Source organism: Butyrivibrio sp. NC3005 (assembly GCF_000424545.1).
In the GTDB taxonomy this organism is placed as follows: Bacteria; Bacillota; Clostridia; order Lachnospirales; family Lachnospiraceae; genus Butyrivibrio.
Window position 1 is genome coordinate 21,282 of sequence record NZ_AUKC01000003.1, and the last position, 25,356, is coordinate 46,637.

Annotated in this window: 20 protein-coding genes and 1 pseudogene; 4 read left to right on the top strand and 17 right to left on the bottom strand. The window is 35.2% G+C overall.

Features of this window, described 5'->3' with window-relative positions; translation table 11 throughout:
- Positions 1-211 precede the first annotated feature (211 nt).
- The 10 genes from G634_RS0100100 to trkA all read right to left on the bottom strand — a co-directional run bounded on the left by G634_RS0100100 (position 212) and on the right by trkA (position 14,773).
- The gene (locus tag G634_RS0100100; protein ID WP_026503577.1) at positions 212-1,366 is read right to left on the bottom strand and encodes an EpsG family protein; all 1,155 of its coding nucleotides are present in this window, start codon (positions 1,364-1,366) and stop codon (positions 212-214) included.
- A gap of 334 nt (positions 1,367-1,700) precedes the next feature.
- Complete coding sequence (locus G634_RS0100110; RefSeq protein ID WP_026503579.1) at positions 1,701-3,482, bottom strand: hypothetical protein; 1,782 nt, start codon at positions 3,480-3,482, stop codon at positions 1,701-1,703.
- 129 nt (positions 3,483-3,611) lie between these two features.
- Positions 3,612-4,649 (bottom strand): glycosyltransferase, encoded by a 1,038-nt coding sequence (locus tag G634_RS0100115; protein WP_026503580.1) that lies wholly within the window; start codon positions 4,647-4,649, stop codon positions 3,612-3,614.
- A 338-nt stretch (positions 4,650-4,987) separates the two neighbouring features.
- Positions 4,988-6,853 (bottom strand): alpha-amylase family glycosyl hydrolase, encoded by a 1,866-nt coding sequence (locus G634_RS0100120; protein WP_026503581.1) that lies wholly within the window; start codon positions 6,851-6,853, stop codon positions 4,988-4,990.
- A 607-nt stretch (positions 6,854-7,460) separates the two neighbouring features.
- On the bottom strand, positions 7,461-8,861 hold the full coding sequence (locus tag G634_RS17370) for an MATE family efflux transporter (RefSeq protein ID WP_155830466.1): 1,401 nt from the start codon (positions 8,859-8,861) through the stop codon (positions 7,461-7,463).
- A gap of 92 nt (positions 8,862-8,953) precedes the next feature.
- A complete protein-coding gene (locus tag G634_RS0100130; RefSeq protein ID WP_026503582.1) occupies positions 8,954-9,793 on the bottom strand; it encodes an SEC-C domain-containing protein in 840 nt (279 codons plus the stop codon).
- 55 nt (positions 9,794-9,848) lie between these two features.
- Positions 9,849-10,496 (bottom strand): potassium channel family protein, encoded by a 648-nt coding sequence (locus tag G634_RS0100135; protein WP_035798346.1) that lies wholly within the window; start codon positions 10,494-10,496, stop codon positions 9,849-9,851.
- An 11-nt stretch (positions 10,497-10,507) separates the two neighbouring features.
- Positions 10,508-11,896: a TrkH family potassium uptake protein gene (locus G634_RS0100140; protein ID WP_051233579.1), complete on the bottom strand. Its 1,389-nt coding sequence runs from the start codon at positions 11,894-11,896 to the stop codon at positions 10,508-10,510.
- Between the two features lie 11 nt (positions 11,897-11,907).
- Positions 11,908-13,386 carry a TrkH family potassium uptake protein gene (locus tag G634_RS0100145; RefSeq protein WP_026503585.1) on the bottom strand — a complete coding sequence of 493 codons (1,479 nt, stop codon included), beginning with the start codon at positions 13,384-13,386 and terminating at the stop codon, positions 11,908-11,910.
- A gap of 25 nt (positions 13,387-13,411) precedes the next feature.
- Positions 13,412-14,773, bottom strand: a complete 1,362-nt coding sequence (gene trkA, locus G634_RS0100150) for a Trk system potassium transporter TrkA (protein ID WP_026503586.1) — start codon at positions 14,771-14,773, stop codon at positions 13,412-13,414.
- 674 nt (positions 14,774-15,447) lie between these two features.
- Between trkA and bilS the strand changes: the two genes are divergently transcribed.
- Positions 15,448-15,978 (top strand): flavodoxin family protein BilS, encoded by a 531-nt coding sequence (gene bilS / locus G634_RS0100160; RefSeq protein ID WP_026503588.1) that lies wholly within the window; start codon positions 15,448-15,450, stop codon positions 15,976-15,978.
- Positions 15,979-16,058: 80 nt separating this feature from the next.
- Here the strand turns inward: bilS and G634_RS20665 are convergent, their stop codons facing one another.
- From G634_RS20665 to G634_RS21925, 4 genes and pseudogenes are all read right to left on the bottom strand, one after another.
- Entirely contained in the window at positions 16,059-16,217 is a 159-nt protein-coding gene (locus G634_RS20665; protein WP_081676383.1) for a FeoB-associated Cys-rich membrane protein, read from the bottom strand.
- A gap of 130 nt (positions 16,218-16,347) precedes the next feature.
- Positions 16,348-18,429 (bottom strand): beta-galactosidase, encoded by a 2,082-nt coding sequence (locus G634_RS0100170; protein ID WP_026503589.1) that lies wholly within the window; start codon positions 18,427-18,429, stop codon positions 16,348-16,350.
- An 87-nt stretch (positions 18,430-18,516) separates the two neighbouring features.
- Positions 18,517-20,397 (bottom strand): threonine--tRNA ligase, encoded by a 1,881-nt coding sequence (locus tag G634_RS0100175; protein ID WP_026503590.1) that lies wholly within the window; start codon positions 20,395-20,397, stop codon positions 18,517-18,519.
- A 304-nt stretch (positions 20,398-20,701) separates the two neighbouring features.
- A pseudogene (locus G634_RS21925) lies at positions 20,702-21,214 on the bottom strand (SEC-C metal-binding domain-containing protein).
- 208 nt (positions 21,215-21,422) lie between these two features.
- Between G634_RS21925 and G634_RS0100185 the strand changes: the two are divergent.
- A complete protein-coding gene (locus G634_RS0100185) occupies positions 21,423-22,223 on the top strand; it encodes a murein hydrolase activator EnvC family protein (RefSeq protein ID WP_081676385.1) in 801 nt (266 codons plus the stop codon).
- 30 nt (positions 22,224-22,253) lie between these two features.
- The gene (locus G634_RS17380) at positions 22,254-22,739 is read left to right on the top strand and encodes a bactofilin family protein (protein ID WP_051233581.1); all 486 of its coding nucleotides are present in this window, start codon (positions 22,254-22,256) and stop codon (positions 22,737-22,739) included.
- Between the two features lie 90 nt (positions 22,740-22,829).
- Here G634_RS17380 and G634_RS0100195 read toward each other — a convergent pair whose 3' ends face one another.
- On the bottom strand, positions 22,830-23,117 hold the full coding sequence (locus G634_RS0100195) for a YerC/YecD family TrpR-related protein (protein WP_026503592.1): 288 nt from the start codon (positions 23,115-23,117) through the stop codon (positions 22,830-22,832).
- A gap of 281 nt (positions 23,118-23,398) precedes the next feature.
- Between G634_RS0100195 and G634_RS0100200 the strand changes: the two genes are divergently transcribed.
- Entirely contained in the window at positions 23,399-23,599 is a 201-nt protein-coding gene (locus tag G634_RS0100200; RefSeq protein WP_026503593.1) for a cold-shock protein, read from the top strand.
- Between the two features lie 193 nt (positions 23,600-23,792).
- Here G634_RS0100200 and hisA read toward each other — a convergent pair whose 3' ends face one another.
- Positions 23,793-24,581 (bottom strand): phosphoribosylformimino-5-aminoimidazole carboxamide ribotide isomerase, encoded by a 789-nt coding sequence (hisA, locus tag G634_RS0100205; RefSeq protein WP_026503594.1) that lies wholly within the window; start codon positions 24,579-24,581, stop codon positions 23,793-23,795.
- Positions 24,582-24,585: 4 nt separating this feature from the next.
- Positions 24,586-25,341, bottom strand: a complete 756-nt coding sequence (gene dapB / locus G634_RS0100210; protein ID WP_026503595.1) for a 4-hydroxy-tetrahydrodipicolinate reductase — start codon at positions 25,339-25,341, stop codon at positions 24,586-24,588.
- Positions 25,342-25,356: the final 15 nt, after the last annotated feature.

The following is a 25,356-nucleotide window of genomic DNA, read 5'->3' on the forward strand; positions in this document are numbered from 1 at the left end:
ATATAGGTAATCGTAAAATGATTTAACTAGAAACCAGTTTCCAATAAGCATTGAAGATAAAATTTTTTCTATATTCATTTTTAATCAATTTCTGAAGTTATTCTTTTAATAATCCACCACCATAAATATGCAAACTCTACTCATTCAACTTTTCAGCTGATACAAAATCTCAAATTAATAATTCTTGCTCCTTCTCAGATATTGATTTATTTCAAAATAGCAGATCCTCCCAGCTAAAGAAAAAACTGTATGGAATTACGCCATCTCCATCATGTACCCCTAGTCTCCACATGTACGCTACTGATACAACGCATATTAGCGCCTTTAATATCCAATTATCATTAAAAAACTTCTTTATTATGAACGGTATAGTTAGAATCACCCAATAAACAAACAGTGACTTCAATCGATTAAAAATATCACTACTAAGAATCAAATATGTCATGCATAAATAAATTGCATTCATACATGCCAATACATTTCCCAAATCATCGTTTGCGATGCTCGTAATTTTTTCTCCAGCTTCAACATTTCTTATTTCTTTAACTTCTCGAAATTTCAGTTTATACAAACCATAGACAAGCAAAATCTGCAATATAAGTGCCATAAAGAAATCAGCATACCGGTATATACTTCTTTTTTCAACAAATAATTTTGTATATTTCAAATAATGCCTATATTTAGGAAAAATATTAACGAATATTCCTATTACCCTATCATATGCAAATGCAATTACTATTGATGCGCCTGAAAAAATCACAACAATTTTATGACTAATACGTGGAACTAGACATATAAACGCATATATTGGAAACATTACAACTGCCACATTATGGATAAACGTAGCAACAAAGCATAACAGCATTGCTTTAATGAATTTTTTTTCAACTGTATATCTGAAACCAAACAACAAAACTGCAGATGCCAATGCCTGTCTCGTTTGATTCATTGAATTAAAAAATATTCCCAACGTAATAAATAAAAAAATGGAAACTTGGATATCACAAGAATAGCTTGTTATAAAAAAATATAAAGCTACATAGATAACTATCGAACAACAAATATTAAAAATATAAACATTATCTGTAAATTGTCTGATTACCAAATCCCATAAATTGTATACCCAATGATAATTAGAATCAAAAAAATGTACTTCATCTATTGTCATTTTAAGGAAAAATCTTGAATAGTTATATGTATCCTTTCCAACTTCCAACGATCTTAAACCAGCTACACAACATAAAAAAGCACAAGAAAAAAAAACTTTCTTAACATGCACGAAAATCTTATTATCATAATTTGTTATTTTAAAACCTATAGACCCCAAGATTACTATTATTCCCAATAAATATAAATAAAAATGCATATAACATTCCTATTCTACTGCATGAGATGCTCCTTTATTCTAAAATACGGATTTAATCTCATACAATTTCCTATTATTCCGATTTTATCCTGCGAAATTCCAAATTTCCAAAAAACAAAAGTAATGATATAGGAAGCTTTCTGTATATTCTTTATATTCTTCCCTCTTTTTCATAATGATTTCATTAGTTTTTCCTACTTTTGCTATTATCACATTACATTTAAACATTCCATCTTCATTTTTAAACTCTAACTTCTGATAGGCATTTTTATTCAAGAACGTCAAGATTTACTACAATTGTCAAACTTCCAGCAAAACTCTCTTCAAATACATATCAGTTATTTTTTTTGAATGCGTACAATAAATCATAAAATGTTTTAGCAGGAAACCAACTTCCAAATGTACATTTTAGATACGCTGTTTTCCATACACTATTCATAAAAGTATTTTTAAAATTCCTGATGGATAAAGTCTTTAATCCAAATCCAGAACTCAAACTATATGACTCATCTATAAATGCCAGCCCCTTGAAGAAATCTAGATCCTCCTTCGATGGACTATTTCCAAATTTAAGCAAATTGAATGAAGAAAGATATTGATCAAAAATCAAAATATGTTTGGTTGAACTATCATGCATATCATTAACAAAATCCAGCATCCCCTGCTGAATCATTGCTATTTTCTTTGAATCATTCTCACTATACTCGTATCGGCATCGCTCTATCTCAATGGAATTCTCTCTTGTTGAATAATTCTTTACACTTCCATTTTGCTCAGATAAAATACTCTCCAATAACCCAACAAACGAAAATACATCTCTCTGTTTCTTAACACTATCTCCATTGAATAAAAAGCCTTCTTTATAATCTTCACGATAGTTATTAATATGAACTCCTAGGTATAGACCTTTTATGTTCTTTACAATTTTTCTTGTTTCCAAATAATCATTTAAATATCGTTGCATGGTACCTGCCCACCCAACATCAACTATCACACAATCCTCATGGCTATCAAATCCAACATTTTTAAAATACTTTTCCATCGCTTCATACTGATTATGTGACTTTTCTCTAATTTCTAATATATGCCTAATTATGAACGAATATGCTTCATTATCATGGATAATCTCACTTGATGAAGAATAAAACCTTTCTGCTAAGTTCTGAGCTTTTTCATCTTTTTTCAAACAATCTTGTATATTTAAAAGTGATACAATCTTCTCAAAGCTTATCTTTCTATCTATACGAAGACTTTTAATCATACTTTCAACATCATCATATATCCACAACAATGAACCTATGATACTTCTTCTGGAAATAAGCATATATTTCATGTTATTTGTCTTCATTCCCATTATTTCTAATGCCTTAAGAAAGATATATCCTTCTCTGGAAAGAAAAAAAACTGGTTCTTTTGATTCTGAAAGTTTATCATTTAACCAATTAGCAAAACCATATAATAGTGGCCCAAAGTATTGATATCCAATTTTATATTCATAATTCTTACCCGAAATATGATTTTCTATAAATCTATTTAGATTTCTTATTTCATTATTACGACTATTCAAGTTGTAACTGCTTTTTTCTTGCTTTAACCATATTGCTTTGATACCAAGCATACGCGGTTTTAGATAATCACTTCTTATCGCATCACCAATATGAACTATATCTTCAAATTCAGCATTGACTTTCTCTCGAATCAGCTTATATAACCCACCATCTTTTTTTGTGCATCCATAATCACTAGACACAAATAGCAAATCATAATCAACACCTTTAACAACACCTATGTTTATCAATAAATCTCCAACCATCTGCCCGCTCAGATACATATCGGAAGTAAGTATAATTATTTTTCCATCTTTTTTTAGACGTCTCATAACAGAAATCATGGAATCAATTGGATGTACAATTGAAATTTCAGCCTCATATAATGCTTCAAGATTTTCTTTTATTGAAAAATCTTTATTGCCGTTTTTCATTGCTTTTGCAATTTGAATTACATCATTAGGATTCACCACATCTCTAGTTATAAGTGTTCCAAACACATCAAAAGAGATAACCTTTGCATGTTTGCATCTGTTATAAATAGTCTCCATTTTTTTCGAGTAACCCATATTCTAAACCCTTAATTTATTATGATGAATCAAAAAGCAACTACTCTTTTTTAACAACCAACCTATCGTATCTCAACAGTTTTATATACGAAAAAAACAATCCAATTATTGCAATAAATATAAAAAACGTCATTTATAAACTTCTTCATATTTACGACACATTCCTTCAAGCGAGTAATTTGCCTTAATATATTTACATGCTTCCTTACCATAATCTTCATTGTCTATAATCTGTTTGCAAGCTTCCTCTAACTTATTAAACAAAGTTCCTGTTTTTCCCTTTACAATTAGTTCATTATTCCCCTCAACATTTGAAACCACACACTTTTTTTCCATATACATTGCTTCCATTAAAGCAATAGGAAGCCCTTCCCACAAACTTGTAGACAAATAACAATCATAGTTTTTAGCCCGACGTATTACTTCTTTTCTTGGTAATAATCCAGTTATTTCGATATTAGGACTTGTTAATTGATTCCTATCATCTCCATCACCAATCCAAACAAATCTATATTCTGGAAGTTTAGTTGCAATCTCATTGAATAACCTTGGGTTCTTTTGTGGACCTATTCTGCCCGCAGTATAAATAGTATATCTATGCTCCTGTTCAATAACATTCGCCTCTGCTTCATTTACAAGCTTTGTATCTAATCCATTGTTTATTAAAACTGCTTTTTTTGTGAACTTTTTAGCTACTTTATACTCATTTTTTCCACATGCTATTATCCCATCGCAAAAATGTGTAAGAAAACTCTCCATTGTAATTAATAGTACACGCTTAATTCTATTTTGGTCTTTTCTCAAAAAACAAAATCCATGAGGTGTATAGTATTTTTCAGCGCTACATCTCCATAACCCTAAACGAGCATCGATTCCAGCTTTAGTAGAATGAATGTGTATCACTTCAGGATTCTCTTCACAAACAATGCGTCTTAAATCTTTAATTGCGGTAATATCTCCCTTAATTGATATTTTAAGTTTTAAAGAAGGTAATGGAATCAGTTTGACTCGAGAGTCAAATACCTCATTAAGATTTTTGGGCGTATCAAATCTTAATCCAAAAACAACCACAAACTGATATTTATCAGATAGACCATTACATATACCAGCAATTACTGGAAGCACACCTCCAGAAAGTACTTCAGTAACATGCATAATTTTTTTCATTTATTCTCCTGAAACCTCAATAACTCGAATGATTATATACAACCTTCTTGACATCTTAAAAACACACGCTATTCTTGGCTTATAATCGAAAAACAGCCCCATGCCTCAAAATATATTTACGAATAAAATTGGATAATTAAAGAAAACCCCACGCTACCAGCAAAAAAGAAGCTAGTTATACCACACTTCTTATATCGACATATTTATCCAAAAATTAATAGGCAATCGAACACTTTTTTGTGTCGATTGCCTATTATATCTTCATCGCTATAAAACATTACTTACTCAAACAATTCTAGGTTACTGTGGATTTATATCTTACTAATCAAGAAATTTTGTCACCTAAAACTCTTAACCCAGTTAACAAGTGAATCATGCCAAATATTATCAGTTACTGTTTTCTTCATTTCAGGAGTTACCGGTCCATTTTTCGCCATTTTATCAAGTATGCACTGCTGAAGTTCTTCAACTGTCATTTCTTCATATGAAATATTTTCTCTAACCTTTACTCTTCCATTTTCATCTTTAGTAATAGGTTCTTTCTTTTGGGAAGGAGTATCAGGTATCTGACTTATCTTACCTTCAGCTTTTTGTGGTTTATCTTCCTCTACTGCTTTCTTAGCTGATGTTTTCTTTTCTTGCTGAATTTTATTATCGCCTTTTATCTTTTTATCTGCCTTGCAAGACTTTGCTTTTTTATCTGACTTTACAGTTTTCTTTTTATCTTCTTTTTTATCCTTTGCTTTTTCTGCCTTTCCTTTTGCAGTAGATGATTTAGCCGATGTTTCTATCTTACCTGCTATGGCAGAGATTTCCTTTTCTCCTTCTTCTATCTCTTTTTGGAGCTTATCATAGTCTGATGAAGGAATCCAGATTTCTCCGCTGCATCCCTTTATATGAACTTCTAACTGACCACCAGAAGATGTAATTCTATTTCCTGATATTGCACCTACATACTCTTGTTTTCCGCAATCTGTCACACGAATTGTAGCTTCGTTCTCATCATTGTTCACAGTAACGATAGCAAGGCTTTCACCTGCATTTCTTAAAAAAGCATACTGTCTATTGGTAAGAACAAGCTGTTCATAGCCTCCATATGCAAGTGCATCACTATGCTGTCTTACTCTTCCAAGCCTGCATAACAGCTTTGTAAGAGGATTATCATTGCAAGCATTTGCAAAATCATCAAGGTTAAGCTCGGGTCTAATAGACCAGTCTGAGCCATTCTCCTTAACTCCCGGAATGCCAAACTCTGAACCATAATAAATAGACGGTACTCCAGGCAGTGTATACATCAAGATATGCACTGGCACCATCTGCCGTTTATCTCCTATCTTGGATGCAATTCTCTCTACATCGTGGTTATCTACAAAGTTATAGAGGTGAGAGCGTATAGGTTCCTGCCCCCAACGATCCTGCAACCACTTTACGGTATGTGCTATTTCGAAATAATTGTGATCATTATGTCCGGAAAAAAGAGCCTTGTGAAGTACATAGTTGGTGACTGCATGAAGCTTCTCATTATTGGAAACTGACGCATAATCTCCATGTATCATCTCACCCATCAGCCAGAAATCAGGCTTTACTTCATTTGCAACTCTTCTTAGAACTTTCAAGAATTCGTGATCTAATACATCTGCAGTATCAAGCCTTATTCCATCCACATCGAATTCTTTTACCCAAAATCTAATTGCATCAGAAATATGCTCCTGTACTGCTGGATTTCTTTGATTTAATTTGACAAGGAGGTTGTAACCTCCCCAGTTTGCATAGGAAAACCCGTCATTATACTCAGTATTACCTCCAAAATTCACGTTGCAATACCAATCTTTATATGGCGAACGTTCTCTGTTTTTCTGTATATCTTTGAATGCAAAAAAATCTCTTCCGGTGTGGTTGAATACTCCATCGAATATTACCTTAACACCTTCTTCATGACATTTTTTTACAAAATCTTTCAAATCCTGATTAGTGCCAAGCCTACTATCAAGTTTTTTATAATCAGTCGTTTCATAACCATGTCCTACCGATTCGAACAATGGTCCGATGTAAAGAGCATTACATCCGATTTCTCTTATATGCGCAATCCATGGAATTAATTTCTTTATCCTTGGCTGAGGTGTTCCATAATCATTTTCGTGAGGAGCCCCTGTAAGTCCTAAAGGGTAAATGTGATAAAAAACTGCCTTCTCATACCAAGCCATTAGAAAGACCTCCATTCTTTCAATCACTTTTTACAAAACTGCAACACAATTACTTTATCGGTTTTGAATGTTTTTTTGATAATATATAATCGCCTATAAGAATATTTTATCACATTTTTAAAACTTTTGAATATATTTCTAGCAATCAGAAAAAAGCGTATCTGCAAAAAGTCATAGGTTATTGTTTTCATCAGGAAAATCAAGAACCGTACCAGACCAAAATTTGTCGTTAAGACAAATTTTGTCCTGCGAAGCAGGATTCTTGCTGATGATTATCCTAAATCTCAGCAAGAAGTCATAGATCATTGTTACTAAAACTAAATAGATGAGTTTTGCTGGCTTGTAATATTTCATGAGCAGAACTGTTTATAAACGTTGGTCTGGGGTTTAAAGGCATAAATAATGCCTTTAAATCTGCCTACGGCAGACGACATAATTTAAAAGTGTTTAAATTATGCCGCATTTACTTATGCGCTGTTTTTTAGCGCATTATGTACCATTACGTTTATAATCAAGCGAAAGCGTGTCTGCGACGAAATATACAAACAGCAAAACGGACTAAATAAAAACAATAAAGTCATGACTTCTTGTCACTTTCATTAAAAAATCACGCATTTACCGCTTTTTCATACTCTTTATCAAGCGGTACAATTTCATTTTCTTTTGGAAGTGTCCTGAAAAATGCTATTGCAAAAGGAAGACAGGTGAGTGCTGTAAGAGTATCTGAAATTGTCTGCGCACACTCTATTCCTGTTAGTCCCAAAAACATCGGAAGAATAATAAGTGAAGGTATATAATAAAGTCCGCTTCTAAGTGTCGCTGTAAAGGATGCAATCTTACTCTTTCCGATACTCTGGAAGAGCATGTTGGTAATTACTCCAAGTGGCTGTACTATAATAGCAAAACACTGAAATCTTAATGCACGTACACCTATTTCGATAACTTCTGCGTCATCTCTGAATTCTCTTACTATAGGAGCGGCAAAGATAAAAGCTATAAATGCCAGTATTCCGAGGACTATTTCAGACAAAATAAAGGTAAACTTAAATGACTGTCTGATTCTCTTATATTTCTTTGCACCATAGTTAAATGCTGACACAGGCTGAAAACCTTGTCCAATACCTATCATTGCTGAACCTACGAACATGACTATTCTGCCTACTATTGCCATTGCCGCAATAGCCGCATCGCCGTAAGGATGAGCACTCAAATTTAGTGTAATTGAAGATATACTGTTAAGTGACTGTCTGATAAGACTAGGGAATCCGTTCTTTATAATATGGAATAGTCGGTCCAAATCCCATTCAAAAAAATTTAGTTTAATACGTGTAATAGTTCTTCCTGATATAAACATATATCCTAGAATAAATAAACTGATATAGGATGAAATTGCTGTAGAAAGTCCTGCTCCTGCAATCCCGAGTTTACATCCAAACATTAGAATAGGATCACCTATCATATTCAAGACTCCGCCTGATACAAGGCCTATCATTGCATAAAAAGCTTTTCCCTCATATCTCATGATGTTATTGAGAATGCATGAAAGTGTCAATGCCGGTCCACACAAAAGAATATAGAATCCATAGGTCTTTGCATAAGGAAGGATAGTATCTGTGCTTCCTAACATTTTCATAAGTGGTTCGAGAAATATTAGTCCTAACATTGCCGGAACGATACTAAATACAATTGCAGAATAAAAGGCAATACTTGCTGTTTTGTTGGCTTCTTTCTGCTGTCCCATTCCCATGCTGATACTGATCATAGATCCTGAGCCATGACCAAACATAAATCCTATTGCCTGAAATATTGCCTGAACACTCATCAGTATTCCTATAGAGGCACTTGCACTTGTTCCTAGTTTTCCTACAAAGATTGCATCAACCATGTTGTAAATCATAGAAATCATCATGCTTATAACAGTTGGAACTGCAAGCTTTGGTATCAAAGAAGAAATCGGTGTAAGTATTAGTTTCTGATACTGCTCTATTTCTTTCTTCCCCATTTCCATATTACTTATTCCACCAGCTTTCTATATATTTGTTTTGCTATTTATCATATGTCTGCTAACAATTAATGCCCAAATCTGACAGCAAATCGTTTTTATCCCTTTATTCCATGACATTTTTTATACTTTTTGCCACTCCCACAAGGGCATAGATCATTCATTTTTACATTTTCCCACAACTTGGCTCTTTCATACGCTTCTTCTTTTTTTAAAGGATGAGTTTTGACCAAATCAGTATAGTAAATTGAAGAAAGAAAATCATATGCTTCTTTCCTTGTTTCTGGATATTTTACACTTGAATCTGCCTCTTTCCCTGCTTGAACAAACTCATCTACAAGTCTATTCTCCTCATATACACTAATTTCCTTTACAAGTACTCGCCCCACAATGTCAGCAACTGATTTATACAGATGAGGATAGGTGTTCTTTAGTTTTGTTAATACGTCTTTATTTCCTTCATCGAAAGCATAATGCAGTATCATCCACTTTGTTACAATCGCTGAAGTTTCATCAAGTCCGCTGCCTTCTTTATCATAAAAAAATGCAGCTATTCTGGAAATCATGTTTTTGAAAAAAGTCTCAAACTCTTCATCTAGGTCAAAAAGATATGATTCATTGGAAGCAAAAGCACAATCAATTTCCTTTTTGATATCATCTGTTTTAAGATAATAATCTTGATCAAGAAATGTAATAAACTTTCCAAAAATAGGAACAAACCATTCTTTTTTCTGGCAATTGCTAAGAATTCTTATTAGATAAACAAGCTTTTCTTCTTTATCTTCATCCATGTACAAATCATTTAAACACAAAGACAAACTATCCATGTTCTTGCTGCACTCTTTTGCGTCATCATCATCAACATTTGTCTGTATAGAGTTTAATAGTTCTTCCCATGGCATATTTTCTTTATTACTTCCTTGCTTCCAAAATCTCATTTTCTTTTCTCCGTTTAGTTTTCCAGAAAGTCTATTTTTTTATGTATCTAGATTCTTAGTCCTCTAACTCCTGTACCACTTTTCTATCTGCTACTATTAGAAGTTCTGCATCAATAGAAAGAGGTCTCTTTGGATCTATATGTGATATCATCTGCTCTTTTTCTTTAATAGCGACTACGTTTGCATCATATTTGGAACGGAAGTTTAATTCGATAAGGTTCTTACCAACCCATTCTTTTTTCACTTTCATATGTACGATACAAAGGTTTTCATCAATATCGAACATTTCGAGAAAATTATCTGAAGTAAGTCTATGAGCCATACGGTATGCACTTTCCTGCTCAGGATAGATGATAGAAGTAGCACCGATTTTCACTAATACTTCGCCCATACGTTCTGATGATACCTTAGCGATTATCTTTGGAACTCCAAGCTCCTTTGCTACCATTACGCACATAATACTAGCTTCAAGGCTGCTACCCATTGATACTACAACAGCATCCATATTTCCTATTCCAAGCTTTTTAATAGCTTCCGGATCGCTCAAATCCGCTGAAACTGCGTATGAAGCCATATCTGCATACTGCTGAATCATTTCTTCGTCATCATCTGCTATCAATAAATCTGCACCACATTCGTGCAGCTCTGTAATCACGCTTTTACCAAAACGTCCAAGTCCTAAAACTGCAATTGACTTTTTCATAGAAATCTCCTTTAACCTATAAAATACTTACCTTTAGCAAATCTTACTGCATTCTTATCAGATATTTTTCTGTTGAAAAACAGTACCATAGAAATAGGTCCTATTCGTCCCAGATACATTGCTACGATTACGAGAATCCTTCCTATCGCGTTAAGACTTGATGTAACATTTCTTGAAAGTCCTACCGTTGCAGTTGCACTGAACATCTCATACATAGCATCTATAAGAGACAGATTATTAGAATTCATAAGTAGTATTGTCATAACCATCGTAACAGCAAAACTGATTGTTACAATCGCTGTTGCCTTTTTAGCCATATCTACTGAAAAAGCTCTTCTGAAAACAACAGTCTCATTTCGTCCACGTACAAATGATGCTGTTGTAAGTACCAAGACGAAGAAGGTTACTGTCTTAACACCACCCGCTGTTCCCATAGGAGAACCTCCAATAAACATATAAAAACATGATAAAAATGCTGTTGATTCTGTAAGATTTTCCTGCGGTACTGCAGCAAAACCTGCCGTTCTAAGCGTTACAGATTGGAACAGGCTATTCACAAGCTTACTCCACAAAGACATATTTCCTATAGTGCCAGGATTGGAGTATTCCATTATAAATGTGAAAAAAGCTCCGGAAACTATCAAAAAGACTGTAAGTACCAGTACAAGCTTTGTGTGTTCATTTATATTCTGTCTGAAAAACCTAAGTTTTTTCTTCTTAAAGACCTGATAAATACCGTTTAACAAATCAAACCATACTATGTATCCAAGCCCTCCCAGAACAATCAAAGCCATAGTAATAGTCAGAATATAGAGATTAGACTGAAACGGTATAAGAGAATTCTCTCCAAGTAAATCAATTCCGGCATTACAAAAGGCCGAAATTGAATGAAAAAAAGAGTACCATATTCCTCTTGCAAAACCATACACAGGAATAAAATAAAAAGAGTACAATAAAGCTCCTATACTCTCAACAATAAAAACTCCAACGAATACTTTTCTAAGAAATCTAACTACTCCTCCTGGAGTATCCAGATTGAACGAATCCATAAGAAGAACTCTGTTAGCCATAGTCAGCTTTCTTCTGGCAAGAATCATCACAAGTGCTGTTATAGCTACGATTCCCATTCCTCCAAACTGAATAAGCATAAGGATTACTGCCTGACCAAACAATGTCCAATGAGAAAATGTGTTCACTACTACAAGTCCTGTAACACAGGTGGATGTTGTTGCTGTAAACAAAGCTGTGAGAACTGATGTTTTCTCACCTTCTACTGTGGAAAATGGCAGGCACAATAACAACGTGCCTGCCAATATTAGTAATAGAAATCCTACCGGTATCAGCTGAGATGAAGACAATGATTTTTTAGTATTGTTTTTTGTATTATCTTTCCTTACCATAAAAACGAATTTCAACCTCTCCATGTACTACGTTTGAACAATATCAAAATCGGAAGAAGCTCAAGTCTTCCAGCAAGCATATCAAAAATCAGAACGATTTTTGATGCCGCAGAAAAATCATGAAAACCTCCCATCGGTCCTACAAGATTAAGACCCGGTCCAACGTTATTAAGTGTTGTTGCAACTGCGGTAAGGTTAGTCTCAAAATTAAAGCCTTCCATATCAACATTACCTGCAAATGATTCGAAAAATGAAACCATTAAAAACGACACTACTAATATCATAACATATATTGCAAGATACGCATTAGTTTGTCTCACAGTATCATCTTCCACTACATGTCCATCCATTGAAACTCTTTTAACACTCTTTGGATGTGTTATTCTAACAAGTTCATTACGGGCATTTCTGAATATAATAACAAGTCTTGAGAATTTAAAACCGCCTCCGGTTGAACCTGCACACGCACCAACCAACGTCAGCACAAAAAGCATTGCTCTTGAAAACTGCGGCCATAAATTAAAGTCTACTGTTGCAAAACCTGTCGTAGTCATTATGGATGCAACTGTAAATAATGAATGGTGAAAAGCTAATCCAAAATCAGATATAATTCCTGATCTGAATACATTTACAGCTATTAACACTGCTGAAAGAATCATCACACCAAAATACCATCGCATTTCATCGCAATTGAATGCTTCCTTGAATTTCTTTGTAAGTACAAAATAGTACACAGAGAAATTAACTCCGCATAAAGCCATAAATATAATAATAACAACCTGTGAAGCATAGGAATATCCGCCTATACTGGCTGAATTAAGTCCAAATCCTCCGGTACCAACAGTTGAAAATGTAAGCGTTGACGCCTCATACAAACTCATTCCTGTTATCATCAATGCGATAATTTCTGTAACTGTAAATCCTATATACATTGTATACAAAATCTTAGCAGTATCTTTTACTCTTGGAGCATACTTACCAACAGAAGGTCCAGGGCTTTCGGCACGCATAAGGTGCATTGAATAGCCATCTGTCATAGGCAAAATAGCCAGCATAAATACCAATATTCCCATTCCTCCTACCCAGTGGGTAAAACATCTCCAGAACTGAACACCATGTCTTATTCCTTCAATATTAGTCATGATAGTAGCTCCGGTTGTTGTAAAACCGGAAACCGTCTCGAATACCGCATCTAGGTAGTTTTCTGTAGTGCCTGTTACACAAAAAGGTATTGCACCAACAAGACTAAGCATAATCCACGCAAGAGCGGTTATAACAAATCCTTCTCTTGCATAAAAAATCTTTTTCTTTGGTTTTAAAAGTTTTCCGAATATTAATCCAAGTACTATACAGATAGCTGCTATAATGGCAAAAACAGCAGCATCAGACCATTCTCTATAGAAAAGACTTACTGCTAAAGGTAATAACAACAATGCTCCAAGCATTTGAAGCAACACAAATAAAACATAACGAATGATAGAAAAATTCATTCTATAAATACCTCAACTTTTTTATTTAATCTGCCAGAATATCATTTACGCTATTAAAACCTCTTTGTGTTGTTACTACAATCACTGTATCATTTGGATACATTTTGCTCTGACCATCAGGCATTATGATTTCTCCTGAATGATTGATGCAGGCAATAAGCGTATTCTTCTTGATGGAAAGATCAATAAGAGGAATTCCTACAACAGGACTACCCTCAGGAATTATAAATTCAAGCGCCTCAACTCTGTCATCATCCATCTTGTAAAGTGTCTCAATGTTGTTACTTCCAACGGAATTGCTCATTCCTCGAACATACTGAACAATCTTCTCAGCAGTAATATTTCTAGGATTTAGTACGCTTCCAACATCAAGTGTATCTATTAATTCATTATATCCTGCTCTATGCACTCTGATTATTCTCTTTGCCTTGGAAACAGTAGCTGCATAGAGTGATAACATAATATTCTCTTCATCAACACCTGTTAAAACGACAAAAGATTCTGCAGCTTCAATATTTTCTGCAAGAAGTTCACCTCTGTCTGTTCCATCAGCATGAATAATAAGTGCCTCTGGGAGAAGTTCTGCAAGTTCATCACATCTTTCTTTGCAATTCTCGAATATCTTAATTGAAACTCCAAAACTAATAAGCTGCTGAGCAAGATAAAAAGAAGTCTGACCTCCACCAACAATAATGGCAGAATGCACTCCTGTAGTAGGTTTACCAATTTTTCTAAAGAAACTAAACATCTTTCTAGGTGTTCCTATTACTGCAACTTCATCTTTGGCCCGTAAAACAAATTGCCCATCCGGAATAAATACTTCATCGCCTCTTTTAACTGTTGCGATAAGAACAGGAAGACTAAGTTCAGATGCAAGGTCTCTGACTGCTTTGTTGCAAAGCTTGGAATTCTCTGCAATAGTAATTCTAACAAGTTCTGCTCTTCCCTTTGCAAAAGTTTCTATCTTATTGGCGGATGGGAATTTCAAAAGACGTGCGGCCTCATTAGCACAGGCTTCTTCAGGATTAATCACCATTGAAAGACCGAGTTCTTCTTTGATAAAGCTTATTTCATTACTATAAACAGGATTACGAACTCTTGCTATTGTATGACAATTACCTGCCTTTTTCGCAATAAGACAGCACAAAAGATTTCTCTCGTCAGAATCAGTTACTGCAATCATTAAATCTGCATTTTCAATTCCTGCATCTTTCATAATAGAGTAACTTGCTCCATTACCTACTATTCCCATTACATCGAAATTATTAACAACATTTTGAATAACATCACTGTCTTCTTCAATAACTGTAATATTATGTCCTTCTTTGCTAAGCTGTTCTGTCAAGGTGCGTCCAACATTACCGCATCCAACTATGATTATCTGCATAAAGCCTCCAAATATTTAAAGTACCTTGAACTTTTTTTGATACCAAATACTCTCGCCAATTTTAGTCCACTAGCTATAATAACCTTTCATTTACCTTTTGGCAAGCAAATGAAAAATAATATATTTATTGTTTTTTAATATTTTTTTATCCGCCTTTCATTGTATTTTGCATGCTCTCTCGCTAGAATATCTTTTGTAGACAAGTGATAGAAAGAGGATAATGACATGAATTTACGCCAACGCATGATAACTTTTATGCAGGGACGCTATATTACATATGGAGCTGATTCATTAAGTAAGTTTTTATTTTCGGTAATGTTGTTTTTTATTATTCTTAACATATTTGCCAAAAGCATAATTGTCAGCATATTAGTCTGGACAATTTTTGTATATGCTTACTATCGGTTACTATCAAAAAATATTTATAATCGATATCAGGAAAATGAAGCATTTGAGAAACACAAAAATTCTTTTATATGTAAGCTGAACAGATTTTCGTGCAAAGTTTCAGAATATAAAAGATACCATATTTATAAGTGCCCTGATTGCGGTCAGAAAATCCGTATTCCAAGAGGCAGAGGCAAAATTATTATCAGTTGCCCTAAATGCCATAATGAGTTCATAAAGAAAAGTTGAAGTCATTTACTATAATTTTTTTACGAGAGGAATATAATATGCTTCAATATCTCGTCACTTATGCAAGTGAAACAGGTAATACCAAAAAAATAGCGGACGAAATCTATAGAACTCTTCCGAATTTCAGGAAAGAAATATTAAATATCCGCCAGTGGAATGGCCAATATGACTCCGAAACATATTTTATTGGTTTTTGGGTTAACCACGGGACCTGCTCTTTGGAGATAATTGATCTTTTATCTTCACTGCATGGAAAAAATATTGCATTATTCGGAACCTGCGGTCTGGGAAATACTCCAGAGTATTATAGAAAGATTGAAAAATCTGCCCTCACCTGGCTTCCAGATGATAACCATTTCCTTGGTTCATATTTTTGTCAGGGTTGCATGCCTCAGGAAATACGTCAAAAATATGAATTATGCAGAGGAAAATGTGATGAAACTCAGCTAAATCTTATGATTAAAGCGTACGAAGAAGCTAAATTTCATCCTAACAGACAAGATCTTTTAAGGGCAAATATCTTTGCATCAGAAGTAATAACGGTTGCAGACAAAATACAGGGAAGATGAATAAAAACATCTTCCCTGTATTTTTTATGATTCTATTTGCAATTTCACACATTTACATTAAGAATATTTATAAGTATCCTTTATTTCTTGTTATAACCAGTCTTTGAACATGAACAACCACCGCTGCATCCACCACTACATCCTATGCATGCTTTTCCAGACTTCTTCTGTTTATAAATATATCTGATATCCAAAGCCACTATAATGGCAATTATAGCAACTACAATAATATTAGCCATAAAAACCTCCTTTTTAGCTATCGCTAACATTGTAAAATTGATAATGCTTATCATTTTCACTAACAGTATATTGCCATCATTATGCTCTGTCAAGTTCATTTCTATATAAATTAATTCTATAGTTTCAATTCTATTTTGGTGCTACCACTGCAATTCCATATGCCGGCAGATAATATTTTCCTTTGGTCATGCCTCCCTGAAGCATGTCTTCTACTTCCTTCTTGAAAGTTATCTCACACTTGGTTTTATCATAGTTTAATATAATAAAATATGTCCTTATACCATCACTTCTTACAGCAAGCTCGCAGCTATTTGGAAGTTCTATATATTCGCTGTAAGGATTATACACTGACAACATTTTATAAATCTCTGACATTGTATCTTCAGAAAATGTGCTTCCATAAGAAAAAACTTTTCCTCTTCCATATGAATGCATGATAAACGCAGCTTCGCCTGCAAGATATGTACTGTCGTATACTCCTAGAACTTTGCTGTTATTGTCATCGCACATAAGCTTATCATAGAATCCCTGCGCAGATATTCTAAACTTTTTTGCATCAGCGATTTCTCCTGACGCATCCTTACATGGTACTACATACATAGCTCCGCTATCAGGTGGTGCTATTGTAAATTCATCAACAATGCATCCTGTAAGTTTTCTGAATTTCCCCGGAAGTTCTTCCATTGTGCATTTTCCAGTTGTTTCCTTTAATCCAGCTCTTGCTCCTAGAAGTAGCTTTCCACCATTTTCAACATATTTTTCAAGAAGGCTCTCCTGTTTATTCGATACCATAACTGCGTGAGGGAATATAAGCAGCTCATATTTTTCCAATTGTTTAATGGAAGTATCGTCTTCAATATAAATATAATCTATAGGAGTATGACTATGGATAGATGCAGCAAAAATTCCATCCTGACTTATCTTTTCTACAAGACCGTGCCACTTATCTATTTGTGCATCAAATTCGTTATCCCATGTTCTTATTACCGCAACTCTTGCAATATATTTACTTCCTGCAATATTTGATATTTTTTTCAAATCATCACACGTTTGCTTAACTTCACGAAGTCTCCTGTTATCTTTTCCTGAATAGTCTAAAATTCCATGCCAATATATTTCATTACCCATTGTAGATGTACGCCAGCGAAAGTAATTAATAAACTCTGCACCATGAGCAACCGACTGCATTGTCCACAACCTTATCTGTCCCGGCCTTGGAGCAGGCATCATCATTCGTGAATGCCACCCTCCAGCACCTGACTGCTGTTCCATTATTCCAAAGGGCTCTGAGACGCTTCTTACAACAGCCAAATTTCTACTCCATACTCTATCACGCAAATTGCTGTTATTATTCTTTTCATAATATTCATCAAATGCAAAGTCAGGATATGAATCATAAGAAAAGAAATCCAAGGACTCTTTGTTCATGGCATGATTGTCTAGATTAAACATTCCATTTGTAGTAATAAAATCATTTTCTTTTATATACTTTCTTAAAATGTCGCTCTGTATCTTCACATATTTTCTGGCACTGTCAGAAATAAACCTGCGATAATCAAGACTTTGGTGTGGATTGGCAGAGCTTTGATTTGTTAGTCGCACTCTATGAATCTCATTAAAATCTGTATACGTCTGATTCCAGAAAACAGTTCCCCATGCTTCATTTACTTTTTCTATTGTCTTATATTTTTCTTTTACCCATTCTCTAAAAGCTGTGTCATCACTTTCAGAATAGAATTCATCTGTTTCACAGTTTATCTCATTATCAATCTGCCATCCTATTATGCAAGATCTTTTGGCATAATGACCTGCAAGTTTTTCTACTATTATTTTGGTTTTTTCAATATAAATCTTTGAATTATAATTGTAATGACGTCTTTCGCCATGTCTGATCAAAGTCCCATCTATTCTGGCATTTAACACCTCTTCATATTTTTCCGTAAGCCACGCTGGTGGTGTAGCTGTTGGAGTTCCAAAGATAACCTTCATCTGAACTTTTTCACACAAATCAAGAAACTCATCCCAAAAATCATATGTAAATTCCCCTTCTCTTGGTTCAGTAAGACTCCATGAAAACTCTGCTATTCTTATAACTTCAATCCCTACTTCTTTCATTCTTTTCAGGTCCTGCTCCCATAGGCTCTTATCCCAGTGTTCCGGGTAATAGCAGGTTCCAACTGTATACTTTGTTCCATCTAATAATTCAGCCATATAATTCCCCTCTACTTGGTTAGTTTTTGCCCAATATACAAAAAGCTGCGTTTATAACCACTAGAGCTATAAACGCAGCTAAAAATATTAATCGAGGCTCTGAATCAGTTCCAGTGCATGAGTATTATTAAGTGTATCACACATTTCAAGGAACTTATCAAGCGGTACATTCTGAATCTGTTTGTTAGAACCACGAACGTTGATAGAAACTGTTGTCTCTTCTGCTTCACGGTCTCCCAGAACCAAAATGTATGGATCCTTATAATTCTTATATTTCTTAATCTTCTCTTTCATGTTGTTGTCAGAGTAATCTGCCTCAACACGAATTTCTCTTGCAAGAAGTGCCTCTTCAACCTTCTTTGCATATTCATTGTGCTCAGTTCTAATCGGAACAAGAGCTACCTGATATGGGCTAAGCCAGAATGGGAAGATACCCTTGAAGTTCTCAATGATAATTCCAATAAATCTCTCAAGAGAACCATAAATTGCACGATGAATAACAACCGGCATTTCCATCTCACCATCAGAGTTCTGATATGTCAATCCAAAGTTGTGAGGAAGCTGGAAGTCAAGCTGAATTGTTCCGCACTGCCATTCTCTTCCAAGTGCATCCTTAATCTGAAGGTCAATCTTAGGACCATAGAAAGCACCGTCTCCTTCGTTGATTTCATATCCATCTACGCCATACTTCTCGTCAAGAATCTCTTTAAGAGAAGCTTCAGCTTCGTTCCAAACTTCGATGTCACCCATATAATCATCAGGTCTTGTTGAAAGCTCTGCTCTGTAAGTTACACCAAAAGTTGTATAAATTTCATCAGCAATTGCAATGATATCTGCAATTTCATCCTTAATCTGTGAACGCATTACAAATGTATGATCATCGTCCTGACGGAATTCCTGAACACGGAAAAGTCCATTCATCTGACCAGACTTTTCTTTTCTATGAAGAACATCATATTCACTATATCTGATAGGAAGTTCCTTATAAGAGTGGTTTGTTCTCTTATATGTCATCATAGCGTTAGGACAGTTCATCGGCTTTGCTGCCATTGTATCAAGCTCTTCACGGTTATAGATAACAGAACCAGCCTGAATCTTAACATTCTTAGAAGATGAATTGTCATTAAGAGTCTCTGCCACGTCATTTATATTAACATCAGCCTTTGCATATCCGCCGATTCCAGGTACGATGAACATATTGTTAAGATAATGAGCCCAGTGTCCGGAAATAAGCCAAAGCTTTTTATTATTAACAAGGGGTGCAGCAATTTCTGTATATCCATGAAGAGACTGAATCTCTCTTGAATATTTAAGAAGTGCCTGATACATCTTCCATCCTCTTGGAAGCCAGTATGGCATACCAGGAGCTGTCTCATCAAACATGAACAAGTCAAGAGCAGCACCAAGCTTCTTGTGATCACGCTCAAGAGCTTCCTTAATCATGTTAATGTGAGCCTTGAGCTCGTTCTTGTTAGGGAATACATACAGATAGATTCTCTGAAGCTGATCTCTATGCTCATCACCTCTCCAGTAAGCGCTGGATACAGAATGTACCTGATATGCAACATTCATCAGTTCCTGAGAATTCTCTACGTGAGGTCCTCTGCAAAGATCTACGTAGTCATCACCTGTATAATAAACTGTAATAACTTCATCTTCTGGAAGATCTACGATAAGCTCTGTTTTGAACTTCTGATCCTTGAACATCTCAAGAGCCTCTGCCTTAGAAACTTCCTTGCGTGTCCAAGTCTCTCTTCTCTTGATGATCTCACGCATCTTTTCTTCAATTGTCTTAAAATCATCCTGACCTAAAGATCCATTGATAAGAAAATCATAATAACATCCATCATCAATCTGTGGTCCAATAGCATACTGAACATTTTCTTTACCATACAGTTCTATAACTGCCTTTGCAAGGATATGAGCCATAGAATGACGGTATACCTGCAAAAATTCTTCCTTTTCCATTTCTTTCTCCTTAAAAAAACACCCTTTGCACTATCCAAAAGATAATGCAAAGGGCATATTATCACGCGGTTCCACCTTTGTTCATCTGCACTGCAGATCTCAAAATGACTATAACGTAGTCAACGGACCGGATTGGGGTCTCTCCGAGTTAGTTTTCGAAAAGTCATATCTTAAGCGCTCTCAGCACTGAATAATCAGGCGCTATTCTCTGAAAACATCTGACTTCCTACTCTTCTCATCAACGATTTAAAAATATAAATTACGCTTTTATTATATTTGCGTATTATCATTTGTCAAGCATATATTATTCTGCAGAATTTCTTCCGTGACATTTTTTGTACTTCTTACCACTTCCGCACGGGCATGGATCATTAGGATAAATCTTTACAGGAGCATGAACTGTGTGAGAATTCTTCTCTTCCTTATAAAGCTCTTTTCTCTTTTCTTCATCGAAAATATCATTCCACTGCTCAAGCTTGTAGAGCCAATCAGCACCAGCTGCTACCATGTTCTTGTACAAAAGCTCTTTATCAAATACAAGATTAACCTCTGTATCTTCTTCAAGATTCTAAATATCGTTGCGAAGCTTAAGGCTTTCATCGATACCATCAAGGAATCCTGTCATTGTCATAATATCAACGTTATATTTCTCAGCAAGTTCTTTTACTGTTCCACGAACCTCTTCATCCGGATTAGTAAGAAGCTGTGCATAAATTTCCTTCTCTTTTGTAAAATAAGTATTCCAGAGTTTCTGAAGCATTCCCTTATCAGCTGTTTCAGAGTATGCCATGTCTCTCCACTGTTGTAATAATGCCATAGTATGGTAAAACCTTCTCTTTCCCAAAAATTGCGTCTGCACATCTAAATCATAAAGCCAATACCAGCTTTTCAAAAAATTCTAAAAATCAAACTCAGACGTAAGATTATTTTAACGTATTTGTGTAAAATTGTAAATGGGTGAGTAGCTTGTCAGCGCAAAAACGCTGTGTTACAATACGGAGTATAGGGTGTGGAGGTAAATAGTTATGGGTAAGAATAACAGTTTTATGCCACGTAAACACCGGCATAAGAGACATTATACGTTTATGATTATAGCTGGTGATTCTGATGGATCTAATAAACGTATCCATTTAGGCCATGTCGCAACTCAGATTGTGGCATTTACTCTTTTTATTATCCTTGTAACAATTGTATGCTATATTGCTTTTATAACGGTGCGGTTTCGCAGAATGTCTTCTGAAACTGCTGACGCAAATGCAAGTTATAGCAATCTTGTCTTACGACAGGAAAAGCAGATACAAGAGCTTTCTTCTGCCAACTCTTCACTTGCCACTAAGAATGAGGAACTACAGGCAAGCGTAGACCAGATAAGCAAAGCTTTGAATATCATGGTATCTAACGAAGAGGCTAGCAAGGCTTTAGCTGATGAAGCAGCTCTTCCAAAAGGTTTCCCTCTTTCAGGCCAGGCATCCTATGAAATAAAAAAAGATGATCCTTCCTCGTCTACCAAAGACAATGCCAAAAGTGGCAACCCTATCATGATTTTAAAAGCGGCTAATGGCTCTGAAGTCAGAGCTACAGGCACCGGCACAGTATCATCTGTCACAAATGATGCCAAATACGGAAAATGCATCATGATTGACCACGGAAATGGTTATGTAAGCGTTTATCGTTACTCGGGCCGCGTTCTTGTAAGTGAAGGCGATCATGTTAATAGAAGTTCAGCTCTTTTCCTTGTACAGGGAGCTGACACAGTTCTTGGTTATCAAATTATTAAAAGCAACAATTATGTAAACCCCGAAAAAATAATAGAAATCAGTGGTTAGTGGTTAATTTTTTTAATGAAGGAGAGTTAAATGTTTAATTCAAAGTCTAAAAATCAAGCTCCAATTGCCACATATGATACAGAGGCAGAGAAAGTTGTTACATTAATTGGTCCTGGTGCTTTATGTGATGGTCCTTTCAGTGCCAGAGATACAACAAGAGTCGATGGAACGATTAACGGGCCTGTTCACATCGATGGAAGTCTTATCGTAGGTCAATCTGGTAAGATAACTGGTACTATTGTTGCGCAGAATGTTTTTCTGGCAGGTGAAATAAACGGAACTGTTAACTGTCAGGCAGGAAAGCTCGAAATAAGTGACACTGGAAAGCTCATCGGAGATGTTAATACAAGAAGTCTTGTTATCGATGAAAACGCAATATTCCAAGGAAACTGCTCTATGAACGTTGAAGCCACTTCTGCTGAAAAGGCAAAAAAGAGGGCTGAAAAGGCAGTTTCCACAAATGACAATAATAATGAATCCACTGAAGATACCAATTCTTCTTTTGAAAATGATTAAAAAAATCCCTAAAGATTCCACTGAGCTTGAAATCTTTAGGGATTTTTTAACGTTATTTATCTGCCTTGCCTGCAAATAAATAATTTACAATCAATCCTGCATTCGCTCGAATACCATTTCATAGCCATCGTCTCCATAATTAAGAGAGCGATTAACTCTGCTGATAGTTGCTGTTGAAGCACCTGTCTTCTCAGCAATTTCAAGATATGTTTTCTTGTCACGAAGCATTGATGCCACTTCAAACCTTTGAGAAAGTGAAAGCAATTCGTTTACTGTACACAAATCCTCGAAGAAATTGTAGCACTCTTCCTTATTCTGAAGGCAAAGTACAGCATCAAACAGATGATCGACGGCATCCGTCCTTATTTTTTTGTTCATAAATGTGACCTCCATTTTGAGCGCGATAAAATCATATTACCACATACTTTTGTGATATTTTAGCATACTAAAGTTATAAAGTAAAGATGAACAATTTATCGTCCATAAATATTCGCGCCTTGTAAATTTTTTCCAAAAAAAATATAAAATTTCACTTTACTTTTGGACATGTTTGTGATAATCTAAATATGTTGTTTGAGACAACTGGTACAGATGATATTCCAGTTCAATTCAAACAATGGAGTGATTACTTTTTTTATCATCTATGTGGAGGTACTACAATGAACAAAGGTACAGTTAAGTGGTTCAACAATCAGAAGGGTTATGGTTTCATCTCTGATGAAGCTGGAAATGATGTATTCGTACATTATTCAGGACTCAACATGGAAGGTTTCAAGTCTCTCGATGAGGGCGCTTCCGTAGAGTACGATGTAATCCAGGGCGCAAAGGGACCGCAGGCAGTAAACGTAAACAAGCTTTGATTTTTAATCAAGGTTCTGCTTTTCCTTAGGGTTCGCGCCTTAATCATAAAGCTGAAGATTTATATTTTACTGAAACAAGTGACCGGTATAGCTTAGCTATACCGGTTTTGTTTATCTATAAACACAGCCTCAAAAATTTCCCAAAACCACTTTCTGTTCACATTGCATTTCTCCAGCAAGGAAATCTACTATACTACTCTTTACTTAGAAAATCAACTACTTTCTTTAGCTCCATATTACCGCCAAAGATTTTAAGCGCACTACCTATTGTAACATCTATTTTAGATTTTCCAAGTCTTTTTAGGATTTTTATATCATCAAAACTGTGAATGCCGCCTGCATAGGTAATTTTTTTATCATTTTCAAAAGCCCAATCTCCTAGCATGCCTGCAACATCTTCTTCTATTCCATTTTGTTGTCCCTCGACATCGGCTGCATGAACCAAAAATTCATCACAATAATTGCTCAGCATATCCATTGTCTCCGGATTTAATTTAGTATCTGAGAATTTCTGCCATCTATCTGTTACAACATAATATGAGTCGTTTTTCTTTTTACAGGAAAGATCAATTACCAAATGTTTTTTTCCAACTGTCTTTACCATTTTCTCAAGATTTTCAAAGTTAATCTTTCCATCTTTAAATACATATGAAGTTACGATTACATGACTTGCTCCTGCATCAAGAAACTCTTTTGCATTATCAGCATTTATCCCTCCACCTGCCTGAAGCCTTCCAGGAGTTCTACTCAGCGCCAAAAGAGCCTGCTTTTTGGTTTCTTCATAAAATGGGCTGTCACCTGCATTAAGCAAGATGACATGCCCATTACAAAGTCCAAGATTTGCGTACATCTCTGCATAGAAAGCTGCATCATATTCAGATACAAAATTGTTAACAGCACTGTCTCCCAGATCCTTTAAACTTTGACCAACTATCTGTTTAACCTTACCATTATGAATATCTATACAAGGGCGAAAACGCATATTTTTATCCTATAACATCGCTCATATCATACATTCCAGCTTCTTTTCCAGCAAGAAACTTTGCAGCAGCGATTGCTCCCTTTCCAAATATTGCACGAGAATATGCTCTGTGTGAAAAAGTTACGACTTCATCAAGTCCTGCAAAAATAACATCGTGGTCTCCAACAATTGATCCACCTCTAACAGCAGAAATTCCGATTTCTTTTTCTGGACGCTTTTCTCTTCTGTTAGAACGATCATACACATATTCGTAATCTCCTCCTGCTGATTCATTAATAACGTCAGCAAGAGAAAGGGCTGTCCCGCTTGGAGCATCAAGTTTCTGATTGTGATGTTTCTCAACAATTTCCATGTCAAATCCAGCCTCTGATAAAGTTTTAGCTGCTTCTTTCAATACCTTCATAAGTACATTTACACCAACAGACATATTAGCTGACTTTAAAATAGCTATTTTCTCAGAAGCCTTATGTACATGATCAAGCTGTTTTTCAGAGAGTCCTGTTGTACAAAGAACTATCGGAAGGTTCTTTTTTACACAGCTTTCAAGGAGGTCATCAACACCCTGAGCATTTGAAAAATCAATAACTACATCACTTTCAACGTTAACTTCATCTATAGAACTAAAAACAGGAAAAGAAGCTTCATTTTCTCCGAAACGATCTACACCTGCTACAATTTCTATTCCATCATCTTCTGCTACAAGACCTGCAATAACTCGTCCCATACGTCCATTGCAGCCATTCATTATTGCTCGAATCATTTCTTTTTCACCTTT